Below are 15990 nucleotides of genomic sequence, written 5' to 3'. Positions count from 1 at the left end.
ATTGAATTGACTGTGCCGAATAATTACCGAAATAACTATTCTGTTGGTCACTCAGTTTTCAATTGAGACTCTAATTTTTTTGCCTCGTTACTTGCTCAATAAAGAACGAAGTAGCTTGGCTGTTAGAACTCAATCTGTACGAGTGCCCACACAGATGATTGCTTTATATTGTTAAAGAACGTTGCGATTATAAAGTTGAACTTTATCTCGCTAGGGCTGCGCATATTACGCCTTCCTGTTTTTTTGTCAACACTTAAATTTAAACTTTCTAAAAAGATTCAATTTAAGTTTTACTTAACACCCGAGTTGTTCGTGCCCGCTATGCGTTGGCGTTTCCCGTCTCAGTGGGGTCGCATTATAGGGAGATCCGAAAACAGATCAACCCTTTTTTGAAGAAAACTTGAAATAATATGCTGTTCGCACATATTTGCATCGAAATGGTTACTTTAAACACTAAAAAGGCCCTGATGGGCCTTTTTTAATTAGTTTACTATGAACTTCCACCCAAGTTTACCTTGTTGTTTAGACTCTTGTTGTAGCTCGCTGGCCATTAATGGATGATCCTTTAACCAGTTTCTTTCGAACTTAAGGTCTAACACTTCATTTTTAGCAGTTAACTCAAAATGAGGCACTACATCATCTTGTCTACGCATTGATAAAATAACCGCAATACGTAATAGCCTAACAATGTATTGTGCCAATAAACTATTTATACCGAGAGAGTTAAAGCAGTCTTTTGGAAAGTCAGAACGATGTGCATCTGCTACCGCTACTATTAATTTATGCTCAGACTGTGAAAAACCTGGCATATCGGTATTTTCCAAAATATAAGCAGTGTGTTTATGGTACTGCTTATACTCAATTAGCAATCCAACCTCATGAAGCTGTGCTACTGCTTTTAATAATGGTAGCCCATTTAAACTTTCAATTGGCCAATCTTTATTAATATTTGCAGCTAACTGCACAGCTAAACCTGAAACTCGACACGCTTGTTTTTGATCAACATGATAACGACTCATAAACCCATCAACTGTGCGTTTACGAATATTGTTATTATGAAGCTCTGGCACCATACTATATAAAACACCTTCACGCAGAGCTCCACCCGCTAATCCCATGCTCTCTATTTCAAGAGATTCAAATAACGCAATTAAGATAGCGAGTCCGGATACAAATACCAAGCGGCGGTCTTCACTTAGCCCTGGAAGGTCTAATGCGGCTATAGTGCTAAATGCAATGGCTTGATTTTTTATCGTGTTAAGCTTTTCAAGCGTAAGTAAGTCGTCAAGATTTTGCGCGACCATTATTTCTTGAATTGCTTGGACTGTACCAGAAGCACCTGAAGCAACTTTCCAACTAGCGGCTTTATATTCGGGAGATATTTCGTCAATGACAGTGCGAGCTGCTTTTATAGCCGTATTAAAGTTACTATCACTTAATTGGCAATCTTTAAAGTAGCGTTCAAGATAGGTTACACACCCCATATTGAGGCTTTTATAGTGCAGTGCTTCAAAACCTTTGCCGATAACAACCTCGGTACTAGCACCACCGATATCAATAACAAGCTGTTTGCCCGTGCATGATGAAGTATGAGCAACACCTTTATAAATTGTGCGCGCTTCTACTTCTCCGCTAATTACATTGATATTATGACCAAGAATTTTTTCTGCTTTAATTTTGAAAACATCAGCATTCGTTGCTAAACGCAGTGTTGCAGTTGCAACTATGGTGATATTTTTTTTGGGGATATCCTGTAAGCGCTCAGCAAAAAGAGCAAGGCATTCCCAGCCTCGCTGCATTGCTTCAGAACTCAATACATTTTTTGTATCAAGTCCTGCGGCTAATCTAACTTTTCGTTTAACGCGACCTATTGTTTGTAGGCCACCAGCGATTGATTTAACAATAAGCATATGAAAGCTATTTGAGCCTAAATCAATAACTGCATAAACATTTTTTTGCGGTTTAAGTTGCCCCACCGTTCAAAAACCTCTAGTTACTACTGCTTATACAAACGATCGCTTACGACCGTCCTTTTTGGTAACTATTATTTGGGCGACGTCCGCTGTTATTACTACGGCTACGTGGACCTGTTGAATAGTTGCGCTTTCTTTGAATAATAGGCTGAGTTAAATCATCTAGCAATGCAGTTTTATCGTAATGCGATAAAGGAATGCTGTGCTCTATATATTCTTCAATTTCATGCAGGTTATATGCATATTGCTCACACGCAAAGCTAATTGCATGGCCTGATGCACCAGCGCGGCCAGTACGACCAATACGGTGAACATAATCTTCACAATCGTCCGGTAAATCAAAGTTAAATACATGACTTACTTCTGGAATATGAAGACCGCGTGCTGCAACATCAGTTGCTACTAAAAAGTCCAATTCACCTTTACTAAATTGCGCTAATATAGTTTGGCGTTTTTTCTGATTAACATCACCAGTAAGCATGCCCACACGATGACCGTCTGACTTAAGCCAAGCATAAACGGTTTCACAACTGTGTTTTGTATTTGCAAATACAATTGCTTTTTCCGGCCATTCTTCTTCAATTAAGGTTAATAACAGCTTAATTTTATCTTCTTGCGAAGGATGAAATAGCTCTTCTTGGATGCGTTTACCCGTTTTAACATCAGGTTCAATTTGAACATGTTCTGGGTTTGTCATGTGCTCAAACGCTAATTCTTGTACGCGATACGATAATGTGGCAGAGAATAATAAGTTTAAACGTTTTGATGTATCCGGCATACGATGAAACATATAACGAATATCTTTTATGAAACCTAAATCGAACATACGATCAGCTTCGTCAAGCACGACAACCTCAATTTCATTAAGGGTGTAACAGCCTTGCTTATACAGATCAATTAGGCGACCTGTAGTACCAATTAAAATATCAACGCCTTTTTCTAGTTGTGCACGTTGTTTTTCGTAATCTTCGCCACCATATACTAAACCTAAGTTAAGATTACAGTGCGGCGCTAAAATTTTAGCATCTTTGTGTATCTGAATCGCAAGCTCCCGAGTAGGGGCCATGATCAGGGCTCTTGGATGTTTACTAGGTGCTTTGCTAGATTGTAATAACCGATGGCACGTGGCAGTTAAAAATGCCAACGTTTTGCCTGTACCAGTTTGAGCTTGGCCCGCGATATCGCGTCCATCACAAATAAAAGGTAGGCATTTTGCTTGAATAGGTGTGCAATATTCAAACCCATTCTCGGTTAAACCGGCAACCACTTCCGGTGCGATAGCAAAGTCTGAAAACTTTTTATCGGTTAAATGTGTCTTAGTCATAGCGTTTAAGCATAACGTTTAAACTTGCAATAAGAAACAAGAGTGTTTAAATACGCACTAAATATTTCGCCTAACTAAATCGGAGAGCGCAATGAGCGAGAAAATAATCCAAATTACTGACGATAGCTTTGAAGCTGACGTATTACAATCTGACAAACCAGTACTAGTAGATTTCTGGGCTGAATGGTGTGGACCTTGTAAGATGATCGCCCCTATTCTTCACGAAGTTGCTGATGAATACGACAGCCGTGTAACTGTTGCTAAATTAAATATTGACCAAAATGCGGGCACACCGCCAAAATTTGGTATTCGTGGTATCCCTACTTTGCTTCTTTTTAAAGACGGCCAAGTTGCAGCAACGAAAGTAGGTGCCCTTTCAAAAACTCAGCTTATCGAGTTTTTAGAAAACAACATCTAACTGTAAGCTAGAACTATAAAAAAGGGCTTTTTGCCCTTTTTTGAATTTATTTTGTATAAAGACTGGACGCTTCGCCAGTGAACTGCTAGTTTATAAAGCCAACTAATCCTTAGTTATATTCAACAAACCTCACTCAACGATCAAAGCGATTTTGAGTATGACAACTGTAATAAAGAACCCACCAATATGCATTTACGCGAATTAAAAGACAAGTCTATAAAAGAACTTGTAAACCAAGCTGAGTCCATGGGGCTCGAAAACGTAGCCCGTTTAAGAAAGCAGGACATTATTTTTGCTATTCTTAAATCACATGCCAAAGGCGGAGAGAACATCTTCGGCGGCGGTGTATTAGAGATTTTACAAGATGGTTTCGGCTTTTTAAGATCATCAGAAGCCTCTTACTTAGCTGGGCCAGATGACATTTATGTTTCACCTAGCCAAATTCGCCGCTTCAGCATGCGTACTGGCGATTCAATCTCAGGTCTTATCCGTCCACCGAAAGACGGTGAACGCTACTTTGCCTTACTTAAAGTAAATGAAGTTAACTTTGATAAACCTGAAAACTCTCGTACTAAAATTCTTTTCGAAAATCTGACTCCGTTACATGCTAACGAACGTTTTCGTATGGAACGCGGTAACGGCAGTAAAGAAGATATTACAGCCCGTGTACTTGATTTAGCATCGCCAATTGGCCGCGGTCAACGTGGTTTGTTAGTGGCTCCGCCAAAAGCGGGTAAAACAATGCTACTACAAAATATCGCGCAATCGATTACACACAATCATCCAGATGCAACGCTTATGGTATTGTTAATTGATGAGCGTCCGGAAGAAGTAACAGAAATGCAGCGCTTAGTTAAAGGCGAAGTTATTGCCTCTACATTCGATGAACCCGCTTCTCGTCACGTACAAGTTGCCGAAATGGTTATCGAAAAAGCAAAACGTTTAGTTGAGCATAAAAAAGATGTTGTTATCTTATTAGATTCAATCACTCGTTTAGCACGTGCTTATAACACCGTTATTCCTTCATCAGGAAAAGTACTTACTGGTGGTGTTGATGCTAACGCACTTCATAAACCTAAGCGTTTCTTTGGTGCTGCACGTAACGTTGAGGAAGGCGGTAGCTTAACAATCATAGCTACAGCGCTTATCGACACTGGCTCTAAAATGGATGAAGTTATCTACGAAGAGTTTAAAGGTACTGGTAACATGGAACTGCACCTTAACCGTAAAATTGCGGAAAGACGTGTATTCCCTGCTATCGACTTTAACCGCTCAGGTACTCGTCGTGAAGAATTACTAACTAAGCCAGATGAGCTACAGAAGCTTTGGATTTTACGTAAAATTGTTCATGACATGTCAGAAATTGATGCGATGGAATTTTTAATCGATAAACTATCAATGAGCAAAACCAACGATGAGTTCTTTGATTCGATGAGACGTCAATAAGAAGCGTCCAAACTCAAAATAAAAAGCGCCTTTTGGCGCTTTTTTAATACCATAAATAACAATTTGACTTATGTGTTAACCTTCATGTATTTTCGAAGAATAGCTTGCAGGTTAAACACTAACTCTTTGATATGTTGCTTATTCCTATTATTTTCTTTTTGTAATAAAGCTCTGTCTAGATCTTTAGCTGCTTGCGCTATTTCATCCAGCCCAAACATTTGCGCTGCACCTAAAATACGATGACTATCTTTTTGTAATGCTTCAAAATCTTCACATATAAAGTGCTGTGTTATAGTCTCATTTTCTAAAGTAAAACTCTGCTTAAAACTAATAACCAAGTCACTCATATCAATATCACTTTGTTCAACTTGTTGTGGCGTTTTAGTGTAACCAAGATACTGAGTTAACGTTTTATAAAATAATTCTTTATCGATAGGTTTGGCTAGATATCCGCTGAACCCTAGTGTTAAATAATCATCCACCTCATGGCTCATTGCATTCGCAGTTAAAGCAAAAATAGGACGTTGAAAACCGCATTGTTGTAATAATTGAAAGGCAGCTCGTCCATCCATCACTGGCATTTGTATATCGAGTAAGACTATATCTGGATCTTCTTGCAAGCATTGTTCAACGGCTTGCTCACCATTTTCAACTGCAATAACTTCGAGTCCCATTGAGCGTAAATAACGACTTATTAGCCTTCGATTATCAGGGTGATCTTCAGCAAGTAAAACCCTCCCACTTAACTGCTTGTCTTTTAAAACTGGAGCTTGTAATTCGGCAAGACCCTGCTCTTTCGAAACTTTTACACACGGTAAAAAGAATGAAAACTGACTGCCTTTCTTATATTCGCTTTGCACACTAATATAACCTCCCATCATAGAGGCTAATTGCTGCGACAAACTCAAACCTAAACCCGTACCACCAAATCGGCGACTAATACTGTTATCAGCTTGGCTAAAGCACTCGAAAATCAGTTTTAATTGTGTTGAGTTCATACCGATTCCGGTGTCTTTAATGACCAATACGACTCCTTGTTCTGTCTTATTTAGAACAATCACTACTTGGCCTGAATGGGTAAACTTGATCGCATTAGCACATAAATTAATGAGTATTTGTTTAACACGAATTAAATCTAATTTTGTGTAGAACTCATCACCAATTTGATTATCTAACACTAAACGTAGGTTTTTTGCTGTCGCTTGAGTAATAAACATAGCGTGTACATCATTTATTAACTGCACAATATCAAAACAAGAAATACTGAGCTCTAATCTGTTTGCTTCTATTTTACTTAAATCGAGCACATCATTAATTAAACTCTTTAAATGATCACTATGGCGTTGAATTATCTCTAATTCATCTTGAAGTTGCTCAGGTTCATACAGTCCGTTAATTAAATCATCAGTTTGGCCTAAAATTGCGGTCAAAGGAGTGCGAATTTCATGACTAATATTTGCTAAAAACTGACTTTTTACATCATTAGCTTCTCTTAATTCTTGCGCCACTGCCTGCAATTCAGCTGTACGCTGCTCAACCTGCTCAGCTAGGTGATGTTTCGCCCGCTTTTCTGCACCACGCCGATATAGTGCCACACCAGTCACAACAACCAAGAATAACAATACAAAAACAAACAAAGTGAGCTGAGAGCGCTGAGCCATTTTTAATTCTTGTACTTTGCGCTCTTGCTTAAGTTGCTTTATTTCTTGGTTTAATTGAGTTGCTTTGAATTGATCCTGCAATGCAGCCAATGCATTAATAATACTATCGCTTCTCAATAGTCTTAGTTCACCTATAAACTTTTCGTGAAGGATCATTGCACTAGAGTAATTACCTTGGCTTGCTTCAAGTAATGACTTGGTGCCTAAACCATTTCGGATCATCCTCTCACTTTTATACTCGTGGGCAAGCGCTGTTGAACGCTCCAAGCTCACTTTAGCTTTATCGAGTTCCCCTTTTACAAATTGCACCTTTCCCAAAGCATATAGCGCATTAAGCTCCAAACTTTGATTTGAAATTTTAAGTGCAAATTTCTCACCTAATCTTGCTTGTTCATAGGCAACATCCACTTTATTTAAAATTAAGTTAATATTTGCTAAATTGGTGTACTGAGTTGATAAGTGGTTATAGTCATTAACAGATAAATAATAATGCAGTGCTAACTCGTAGTAATGTAGTGCTAAGTCGAATTGATTACTTTCAAAAGAAGCCACACCCATATTGTTATATACTTGGGCAATACCACTTTGATCTCCTAGCTTTTGGTAAACTTGAAGAACATCTTTATAGATAGCGAATGCACTGTCATATCGCGATAAGCGCACATAAACTCCAGCGATATTAAGCAAAATATCAGCCTTATCCTGATCGCTACCTTCAGTTTCATAGAGGCTTTGTACTTTTAAATAATAATCAAGAGTGAGCTTTAAATTATGCATATCAAAATAGGCTAAACCTATATTATTTAATATATTAGCTTGTTCAAGCTTTTCATTGTTATTTTCAGCAATAACCAATGCACGACTATATTCAACAATAGCCTGCTGAAATAAGCCTTGATAAAACAGTATCACCCCTTGCATTTTTATTGCGCGAAAATTTTCTGTAGGTAAAAATGAGAGGGATGTTTCTTTTTCGAGTAGTTTAAAATAGTGTAATGCATCAGGATATTGGCCGTTAGAAAATGCTAAGTTACCCAACTCTGAATACACTAAAGCACGATCTTTAGCGGTGGTTGCCTGCATTTCCAGCAATGTATTACCAGATTGAAGCTTTACACTCCATTGCTGTTGTTGTTTAAACTCGTCAAGTAACAAAGTAGCATCTTGTGCACAGCTCGGTGGAGCTAGCGCACTACATACAATGAATAAAAGGCACTTAAACTTGCCTCGCATAATTTTAATCCTTCAGATTGTTACTTATAACAATGTAATCTTTATCGAAGATACACCAATTACTAGGGCGTAAACAATGCTTAACCCACTGATTGACCAGATATTTGATTTAATATTAACAAAGCAAGTTTGGCAAGTTCATATTCTAGCATCAGAACTTATAAATAGTGGTGCAATTAAATCACTTGATAAAAATCCTGATCGTGATTTATTTAAGCGCAACTTTCTCATCATGAATGCACTGTATCAACTTCAAACTCAGCTTCATCCACAAACATTGTTAGTTTCAGCTTTGCATATAGAACTTTTAGAAAAAGAGTGTGAGTACCCACTAACAATTAAAACAAATTTGAAGGACTATTATCTAAACTGGGAAAATTACGACGCCTCAGCACAAGAAGTAGATGCACTCTTGACTAGTTTTTGGGAGAGGGTAAAACATGCAGATACAACAGTAACGTTAACAAAAGAAAATTATGATGAGCTCACTGCTAAATGGGAACTGCCAACTAACTTTACCCTTAAAGAGCTACAAAAACGCTGGCGGCAACAAGCTCTCAAAAATCATCCCGACAAGCCTAGCGGCTGCGAAATAAAATTTAAAAAAGTAAAAGGAGAATACGAGCAACTAAAAGCAGCTGCTCGTTAGTACATTCATTCAAATATAAATTAACGAGTAAGGCGACGAGCGCGTATTTTACGCCCCTTAATGTTGCCTTCAGTTAATTTACGAAGTGCTGGTTTTGATGAGTTACGTTCAACAGCAACAAATGCTACGTTATCAAGTACGTTAATTTTACCTACTTGACGACCTGCAACCCCATCCTTACCTGTTAGAGCACCAAGAATATCGCCTGCACGTACTTTTTGCTTTTTACCTGAATCAATCATCAAAGTAACCATTTCAGGTCGGTACGGCGGTTTATCTAATAAATTAAACGGCGGCATTTGCTCAGGCGTAATATCACGTTCGTAATGATCGCCAATTTGTGCAATTTTAAACGCTTCTGCTTCACCATAAATGGAGCATGCAATGCCCTTTTTACCAGCGCGACCAGTACGACCAACACGATGTACATGTGTTTGCGTGTCGTGTGCTAAATGGTAGTTAATAACCATGTCCATGTCATCAATATCTAAACCACGCGCTGCAACATCGGTAGCAACAAGTATTGAAGCACTTTTATTTGCAAAGTGAATTAGCGTACGTTCACGATCGCGTTGCTCTAAATCACCGTGCAATGCAACAGCGCTGAAGCCTTCGTCGGCTAAATCATCACACACTTGTTGTGTTTCTACTTTGGTATTACAAAATACAACACAGCTTTGTGGCGTAAATTTAAGTAGCAATAATTTAAGCGTTGGGTAGCGCTGCTTATTGTTATCCATTTTGTAGAAGTACTGCTTAATTGTGCTTTTGGCTTGCTCTTCTTCTACTTTAACCATTTCTGGATTTTTAAGTACACGCTTAGCAATTGCTTCAATGGCTCTTGGGAATGTAGCACTAAATAACAATGTTTGACGATTTTGTGGAATACGCTCAATAATTGCATCAAGTGTGTCTTGAAAACCCATATCAAGCATTTGATCGGCTTCATCAAGTACCAATATTTCAACATCATCTAAACGTAAAGTACCTTTACGAATATGATCATCAACACGCCCAGGTGTGCCAACAATGATATGCGCGCCATGTTCAAGTGAACCTATTTGCGGGCCAATTGAAACACCACCACATAACGTCAATATTTTAATGTTATGAATGCCGCGCGCTAATTTACGCATTTCAACTGCAACTTGCTCAGCAAGCTCACGAGTAGGACACAACACTAAAGATTGAATACGAAAACGTTTTACGTTTAGTTTAGCTAACACACCCAAGCTAAACGCAGCAGTTTTACCTGAACCGGTTTTTGCCTGAGCAATGATGTCTTTACCAGCAAGTACAGGCGGCAAACTTTGCGCTTGCACAGGTGTCATGTGGGCATAGCCAAGTGTTGATAAATTATCAACGAGTCCAGCCGGTAAAGCCAAAGATGAAAAAGCAGTTGAAGTCACAGTAAGTTCCATAGCAATAAAATAACATGGGAGAAAGTCCCACTAAATATGCTGCTAATAATAGCAGAATTCGTAATTGGCAACCATTAGCAAACACATTATAAACAGGTTAATGAAAGGTGTTGAAAATGATAGTAGTTTGCATTAAGATCTCTATTTTTTTTACATATCTGCCCTGGAAGCAATTAATGAAACTGAACTCTCTTTACATAGCACTATTAGCAAGTATTACCGCAAACGCACATGCAAACTCTACCGACCTTGAACGCATAGAAGTAAAAGGTAGCTACTTTAACGATTACAAAGTAGATAACGCCAATGGCGCAATGAGAACATCAGCTTCATTACTTGAAACTGCACAATCTGTCACTGTAATAACCGACACTATTATTAGCGAACAACTTGCCACTACCCTTGGCGAAGTACTCACAAATGACGCAAGCCTAACAGCTGGCTCACAACAACGAAACCGTGAAGTATTTAACTTGCGTGGGTTTGAGCTAAGTTCATCTACGGGTTATTTACGCGACGGGCATCAACATTGGTCACACTATCAACAACCCATCGAAATTTTGCAACAAGTTGAAGTAATTAAAGGTCCATCAAGCATTTTATATGGTCAGTCAGGCCCGGGTGGCTTGGTTAACATGGTAACTAAAAAACCTACAGCACAAACACTATTTAATGCCAGTGCCGATGTAGATCAGCATGGCTCAACTCGCTTTATGGTAGATGCTGCAGGCGCATTAACTGAATCGGAAGATTTACGTGCTCGTGGTATTTTAGTAAAGCAAGACGTTGACTACTGGCGTGAATACCAAAATGGTGAAAATCGTGAACGCGACCGCTTTTTAGGTGCATTAGTTGTAGATTACGATATTAGCGATAACGCATTAGTACGTGTGCATTACGACCGCACAGATGACGAAGCAGGTTTAGATACTGGCGCATGGATAGACGATAATGCCAATGTAATTGGTAGCGATAAAACAATCCGTGATATGTCTTGGGCGTTCACCGATATTACCGTAGAAAACCTAGGTGTAGACCTAGAGGTATTTTTAACCGATAACTGGCAAGTAAAACTTGGTTACAACGAACAAACGTTTGAACGCCAACGCTTTGAGTCAGCACCTCGCATGCCTAATGGCTTTGCTGAAGGTGACAGCTATGAATCTCGCCCTTACGATCGCTTTGATGATTGGCAATTTAAAACTGCATTTATTGATTTTATTGGTGAGTTTGAAACCGCGGACATTCAACACCAGTTATTAGTAGGCGCTAACTCGCTTGATTACTACTACGGGCAATTACGCACAGCACTGCCTAAAGAAGAATACCTTTACTATTCAGCAGGTCAAGACGAGCCATCTCGTCCATCAATAAGCTATAAAACAGATGATACAATAAGCGAAACTGAATACGACTACTACGGTATTTACGTTCAAGACTTAATTTCGTTCTCACCAGAGTGGCAATTATCGCTAGGTGGCCGTTACGATAAGCAAACGCGTGAAGGCCAAAATAACGAATCATTTGTACCAAAAGTAGGTGTGCTTTATCACCCAAATGCTTCTGCAACTATATACGCTAGTTACTCAGAAGGCTTTGAGCCACAAAATGAGACCATCACCGACGAAACTGATATTAACTTCGGTATGGAAATAGATGCTGTTACCTCTGAACAAAGAGAACTTGGCATAAAATGGCAACTGCTTGATGACCGTTTACTGCTTAGTGGTGCCGTTTTCGATATAAGTAAAAACGGAACGCTGGTCACTGAAGACCTTGAGGCTCCTATTGGCTCGGTTACAACCGAGACAAATCAGGTTGGTGAACAACGCCACAAAGGCTTTGAAATTGCAGCACAAGGCGCTGCAACAGATCGTTTATTTGTAATGGCCTCTACGATGTATTTAGATGCGAACTATGAAAGAGCGAATGAGGAGCTGCAAGGCAAACGTCCTGTTGATGCCCCTAAATGGTCGGCATCACTTTGGACTCGTTATGAACTAAACGATGCAATTGCTTTTAACGCTGGTGCTTTTTATGAAGGTGAGCGCTTTGCCGACAGCGACAATACAATTACTAAAGATGCATATACGCGTGTTGATGTAGGTGCCACTTATAAGTTTAACTTAAGTAATACCGATATTAATTTACGTCTTAACATCGAAAACTTATTTGATAAAAGCTATTTAGGTGGTGGTGGAACTAATAATGTAACTGTTGGCGAGGGCACAAATCTTCGTTTAGCTGCGCAATTTAGCTTTTAAATAAATGCCTTAAATAACAGCTTTAAAATATAGCCCGCGTACATGTACGCGGGCTTTTTTTATATCTAAACGTTTATACCTAACAGCATTAAATCTATTACAAAGCCTATTCATCTCATCTATTTTTTATCATGTTTGTTACATGTTCTAATAGCGCTAATTATTAAAAAGGCCTACCAAAATGAAAAAATTAATTACCGCACTGCTGCTTACTAGCAGTATGGCTGCAAACGCTAACAATGCCGAATTTACCCAAAAGCAATTACAACAAGTCAATGAAGTGCGCACCTCTGCACTAAATAGTGATCTAAGCTATAAATTACTAGAGTCATTAACAACTGAAGTAGGCCCTCGCTTACCTGGTACTGAAAATGATAAAAAAGCAGTGACATGGGCTAAAGCTAAATTTAATGAGCTTGGTTTTGATAAAGTATGGCTAGAAAAAGCAACATTTCCTGAATGGCGTCGTTATAGTGAAAGCGGAAAAATACTAACACCAAGCGAGCAACCACTGCACTTAACTGCATTAGGTAACAGTATAAGTACTCCAAAAGATGGGATTACCGCACCAGTAGTCTTGTTCGAAACACTTGATGAACTAAAAGCCGCACCGGCGAACAGCTTAAAAGGCAAAATTGCGTATATTAATTATCGTATGAACCGCCACATTGATGGCAATGGTTACGGACCTGCAGTAAAAGCACGCGGCACAGGCGCTATTGAGGCGTCTAAAAAAGGCGCTGTTGCCTACATGATGCGCTCGGTAAGTACCGGTCATCATCGTTTTGCACACACTGGCGGTAGTTACTACAAAGAAGGTGTTACAAAAATACCTAACGTAACCATTGCTAACCCAGATGCCGATCAAATCGCACGCTTAGTCGCTTTAAATAAAGAAGTGTCGGTAAATATTAATGTGCAAACCGAAAGCCTTGGTGAAGGCACCGGTTATAACGTTATTGGCCAATTTAATGGTACCGAAAACCCAGAACAATATGTACTGATCGGCGGGCATTTAGATTCTTGGGATTTAGGGACTGGCGCACTAGATGACGGTGCAGGCGTTGCACTAACAATGGCAGCCGCTAAGCATATTAGCGATGTAAAGCGTCCTAAGCGCAGTATTCGTGTGGTACTTTTTGCAGCTGAAGAGCTAGGTCTTTGGGGTGCAAAAGCTTATTTTGCAAAGCATAAAAACGAGCTAAGCAATATTGTTGCAGCAGCTGAGTCTGATTTTGGCGCCGATGTTGTATATGCTTTTGAATCGAACGTAAGCGCAGAGTCACTTCCTGTAGTGCGTGCTATTGCAAAAGAACTTTCGCCGTTAAATATTGAGCATATTGGTAAAAACCAAGCGAATGGTGGCCCTGATCTAATTCCACTTAAAGCAGCAACCTCAGCACCTATTTTTGAACTTGCTCAAGATGGAACAGATTACTTTGATTACCACCATACAGCTGACGATACGCTTGATAAAGTAACACCTGCTAAGCTGCGTCAAAATACCGCTGCATACGCTGTATTTGCTCTAATGGCTGCTGATGCAAAAACAACAATTAGGCCTAAAGCTCAAAATAAGTAATAACAGACATACTTACTTACAGTTTGTGGCTTTAACTAACACGCTTCTTGTTTTACCTTTAGGTAATTAAACAAGGAGCGTGCTTTATGTTACTTTTCAACACGAGTGAATCATTTCCACATTTTGCACAAACAACACGCTGCCCTCATTGTCAAAGCGACGCCTACCATTTAGTAAATAAAAGCCGCTATTTACGGTTTAGTATTTTACCTATGCTTGCCTTAAAATTAAGTTATAAACGCGAGTGCTATCAATGCGGAAAAAGCGAACAGGTTAAAATAACGCAACTACCGTTAATAGAAAAACTAAGCCTACCCAAATACTTTATTGGCGCATTTTTATTACTTTGGATTGTTTCGTTTTTTTATCAACAGCATCTTAATACCGAGACTAAAAAGCAAAGCTATTTGAATACACCTAAAATATATGACACCTATTTAGTACACGCCGACAAATTTACACACGAACCCTGGACCCTAACCAATTTAAGAATTGCTCAAGTTTTAAGTTTTGATAAACAGTTTATTACCTTTCAGATAAGCAACTACAGCTATAAACGTAATAATAGTATTACTTTGGCAATGCGTACCAGCCAGCTAATTCAAGACAATTACTTTTCCACTAAAACAATCACTCTCCCTCGTGATGAAGTAAAGCGTTTGTATAAAGACGAAGCTATTTATGACGTGCTGCGACCTTATGCCAACAGCCTTTATGGCGGGTTTGTGATGTTCCCTCCCAAACCTAAGCCACTATATAAAGGTTTAAAACTCGATAAAAACAATCAACAAGGCATAATTTATTTTAAAGATAAGTTATTTGTTGAAGCATTTAATAGCTTTAAGCTAGCTGCTGAAGCAGGCTCTCAGTGGGGGCAATTAAATTTAGCGCAAATGTATCGTGATGGTCAGGGAATAGATCAGGATCAACAGCAAGCTATTTATTGGTATAAAAAGGCCATTGAGCAAAAAAATATTAAAGCACAATTTGAATTGGAGTCACTTTGTAAAATAACTATCTGTAAATGAGTGAACTTTAATATAGCTGGCGCAACAAGTACGCCAGCTATAAATTATTTTGTAAATAACTTTGTATAACCTACATGTATAAGCACAACAACTAAGCCGGCAATAACGCCTAGCAAACCATCAAACAAGAGAGGTGCTAATACTTCTCCTGTACCGCCAGCAACCGATTGAGCATAGCTTGTTACATCCAACTGTATATGATGCAGCAACGCAACACCATGGACCAAAATACCGCCGCCTACTAAGAACATCGCAATGGTGCCCGCAAACGCTAAAAACTGCATTAGCCTAGGTGCGGCGGCAAGCAAACCTTTACCTAGTAATTCTTTAAATTTATTAGCCTTCACCTTTGATTGGTTAAGTAAATAAAGTCCGGCATCATCCAGTTTTACAATACCTGCCACTAAGCCATAAACGCCAATAGTCATTATAATTGCGATAACGCAGAGCACTAAAGCTTGGTTAAATAATGTAGCACCAGCAACAGTACCTAGCGTAATAACAATGATTTCAGCAGAAAGAATAAAGTCTGTTCTTATAGCGCCTTTAATCTTTTGTTTTTCGTACTCAACTAAATCTAGTTTCTCGCTTTCATCAACTACTTCATTATGATGAGGTAAAAAATTAGCAAATACTTTTTCAGCTCCCTCAAAACATAAAAACAAACCACCCATCATTAAAAGCGGTGTTATTAACCAAGGCAGCCATACGCTTATTAATAAAGCGGCGGGTACGAGTATCGCTTTATTTAAAAATGAGCCCTTTGCCACAGCCCAAACAACCGGTAATTCACGCTCTGCTGCTACACCTGTAACCTGCTGTGCATTGAGTGCTAAGTCATCGCCTAATACACCCGCTGTTTTTTTTGTTGCTACTTTACTCATTGTCGCAATATCATCAAGTAAAGTGGTTATATCATCTAATAACGTTAAAAGGTTAGTGCCTGCCATAAAGCTTCCGAGCTCAAAAAATATTGCTATAAACATAACGT

The 15990-nt window shown here is 39.0% G+C and carries 11 protein-coding genes; 6 read left to right on the top strand and 5 right to left on the bottom strand.

Features of this window, described 5'->3' with window-relative positions; translation table 11 throughout:
• Positions 1 to 482 precede the first annotated feature (482 nt).
• Together gppA and rhlB are read right to left on the bottom strand one after the other, a co-directional pair.
• On the bottom strand, positions 483 to 1976 hold the full coding sequence (gppA, locus tag NRL14_RS10600; protein ID WP_007377357.1) for a guanosine-5'-triphosphate,3'-diphosphate diphosphatase: 1494 nt from the start codon (positions 1974 to 1976) through the stop codon (positions 483 to 485).
• 43 nt (positions 1977 to 2019) lie between these two features.
• A complete protein-coding gene (rhlB, locus tag NRL14_RS10595; RefSeq protein ID WP_007377356.1) occupies positions 2020 to 3297 on the bottom strand; it encodes an ATP-dependent RNA helicase RhlB in 1278 nt (425 codons plus the stop codon).
• A gap of 91 nt (positions 3298 to 3388) precedes the next feature.
• Between rhlB and trxA the strand changes: the two genes are divergently transcribed.
• Both trxA and rho read left to right on the top strand, forming a co-directional pair.
• Entirely contained in the window at positions 3389 to 3715 is a 327-nt protein-coding gene (gene trxA / locus NRL14_RS10590) for a thioredoxin TrxA (protein ID WP_002960942.1), read from the top strand.
• Between the two features lie 186 nt (positions 3716 to 3901).
• Positions 3902 to 5161, top strand: coding sequence for a transcription termination factor Rho (gene rho / locus NRL14_RS10585; protein WP_007377355.1), 1260 nt, complete (start codon positions 3902 to 3904; stop codon positions 5159 to 5161).
• 68 nt (positions 5162 to 5229) lie between these two features.
• Here rho and NRL14_RS10580 read toward each other — a convergent pair whose 3' ends face one another.
• Positions 5230 to 8055 (bottom strand): ATP-binding protein, encoded by a 2826-nt coding sequence (locus NRL14_RS10580; protein ID WP_306724626.1) that lies wholly within the window; start codon positions 8053 to 8055, stop codon positions 5230 to 5232.
• Positions 8056 to 8131: 76 nt separating this feature from the next.
• Between NRL14_RS10580 and NRL14_RS10575 the strand changes: the two genes are divergently transcribed.
• Complete coding sequence (locus NRL14_RS10575; RefSeq protein WP_033028913.1) at positions 8132 to 8704, top strand: DNA-J related domain-containing protein; 573 nt, start codon at positions 8132 to 8134, stop codon at positions 8702 to 8704.
• A gap of 20 nt (positions 8705 to 8724) precedes the next feature.
• Here the strand turns inward: NRL14_RS10575 and dbpA are convergent, their stop codons facing one another.
• On the bottom strand, positions 8725 to 10113 hold the full coding sequence (dbpA, locus tag NRL14_RS10570) for an ATP-dependent RNA helicase DbpA (RefSeq protein ID WP_188085499.1): 1389 nt from the start codon (positions 10111 to 10113) through the stop codon (positions 8725 to 8727).
• A gap of 188 nt (positions 10114 to 10301) precedes the next feature.
• Here dbpA and NRL14_RS10565 point away from each other — a divergent pair, with 188 nt between their 5' ends.
• The 3 genes from NRL14_RS10565 to NRL14_RS10555 all read left to right on the top strand — a co-directional run bounded on the left by NRL14_RS10565 (position 10302) and on the right by NRL14_RS10555 (position 14999).
• Complete coding sequence (locus NRL14_RS10565) at positions 10302 to 12389, top strand: TonB-dependent siderophore receptor (protein WP_306724625.1); 2088 nt, start codon at positions 10302 to 10304, stop codon at positions 12387 to 12389.
• A 181-nt stretch (positions 12390 to 12570) separates the two neighbouring features.
• Positions 12571 to 13971: a M20/M25/M40 family metallo-hydrolase gene (locus tag NRL14_RS10560; protein WP_149605498.1), complete on the top strand. Its 1401-nt coding sequence runs from the start codon at positions 12571 to 12573 to the stop codon at positions 13969 to 13971.
• 86 nt (positions 13972 to 14057) lie between these two features.
• A complete protein-coding gene (locus NRL14_RS10555; protein WP_149605499.1) occupies positions 14058 to 14999 on the top strand; it encodes a tetratricopeptide repeat protein in 942 nt (313 codons plus the stop codon).
• 44 nt (positions 15000 to 15043) lie between these two features.
• On the opposite strand, the gene NRL14_RS10550 is transcribed toward NRL14_RS10555, so the two are convergent.
• Positions 15044 to 15949, bottom strand: coding sequence for a DUF808 domain-containing protein (locus tag NRL14_RS10550; RefSeq protein ID WP_149605500.1), 906 nt, complete (start codon positions 15947 to 15949; stop codon positions 15044 to 15046).
• Positions 15950 to 15990: the final 41 nt, after the last annotated feature.

Origin of the sequence: Pseudoalteromonas sp. 20-92 (assembly GCF_030847595.1) — a bacterium.
Classification (GTDB): Bacteria; Pseudomonadota; Gammaproteobacteria; order Enterobacterales; family Alteromonadaceae; genus Pseudoalteromonas; species Pseudoalteromonas fuliginea.
This window is presented reverse-complemented; position numbering and strand designations above follow the sequence as displayed.

Bases quoted from the DNA above. Each gene is read 5' to 3' on its own strand.
- trxA (WP_002960942.1), top strand. From the start codon at position 3,389: ATGAGCGAGAAAATAATCCAAATTACTGACGATAGCTTTGAAGCTGAC.
- NRL14_RS10565 (WP_306724625.1), top strand. From the start codon at position 10,302: ATGAAACTGAACTCTCTTTACATAGCACTATTAGCAAGTATTACCGCA.
- rho (WP_007377355.1), top strand. From the start codon at position 3,902: ATGCATTTACGCGAATTAAAAGACAAGTCTATAAAAGAACTTGTAAAC.
- NRL14_RS10550 (WP_149605500.1), bottom strand. From the start codon at position 15,949: ATGGCAGGCACTAACCTTTTAACGTTATTAGATGATATAACCACTTTA.
- NRL14_RS10555 (WP_149605499.1), top strand. From the start codon at position 14,058: ATGTTACTTTTCAACACGAGTGAATCATTTCCACATTTTGCACAAACA.
- NRL14_RS10580 (WP_306724626.1), bottom strand. From the start codon at position 8,055: ATGCGAGGCAAGTTTAAGTGCCTTTTATTCATTGTATGTAGTGCGCTA.
- NRL14_RS10560 (WP_149605498.1), top strand. From the start codon at position 12,571: ATGAAAAAATTAATTACCGCACTGCTGCTTACTAGCAGTATGGCTGCA.
- rhlB (WP_007377356.1), bottom strand. From the start codon at position 3,297: ATGACTAAGACACATTTAACCGATAAAAAGTTTTCAGACTTTGCTATC.
- NRL14_RS10575 (WP_033028913.1), top strand. From the start codon at position 8,132: ATGCTTAACCCACTGATTGACCAGATATTTGATTTAATATTAACAAAG.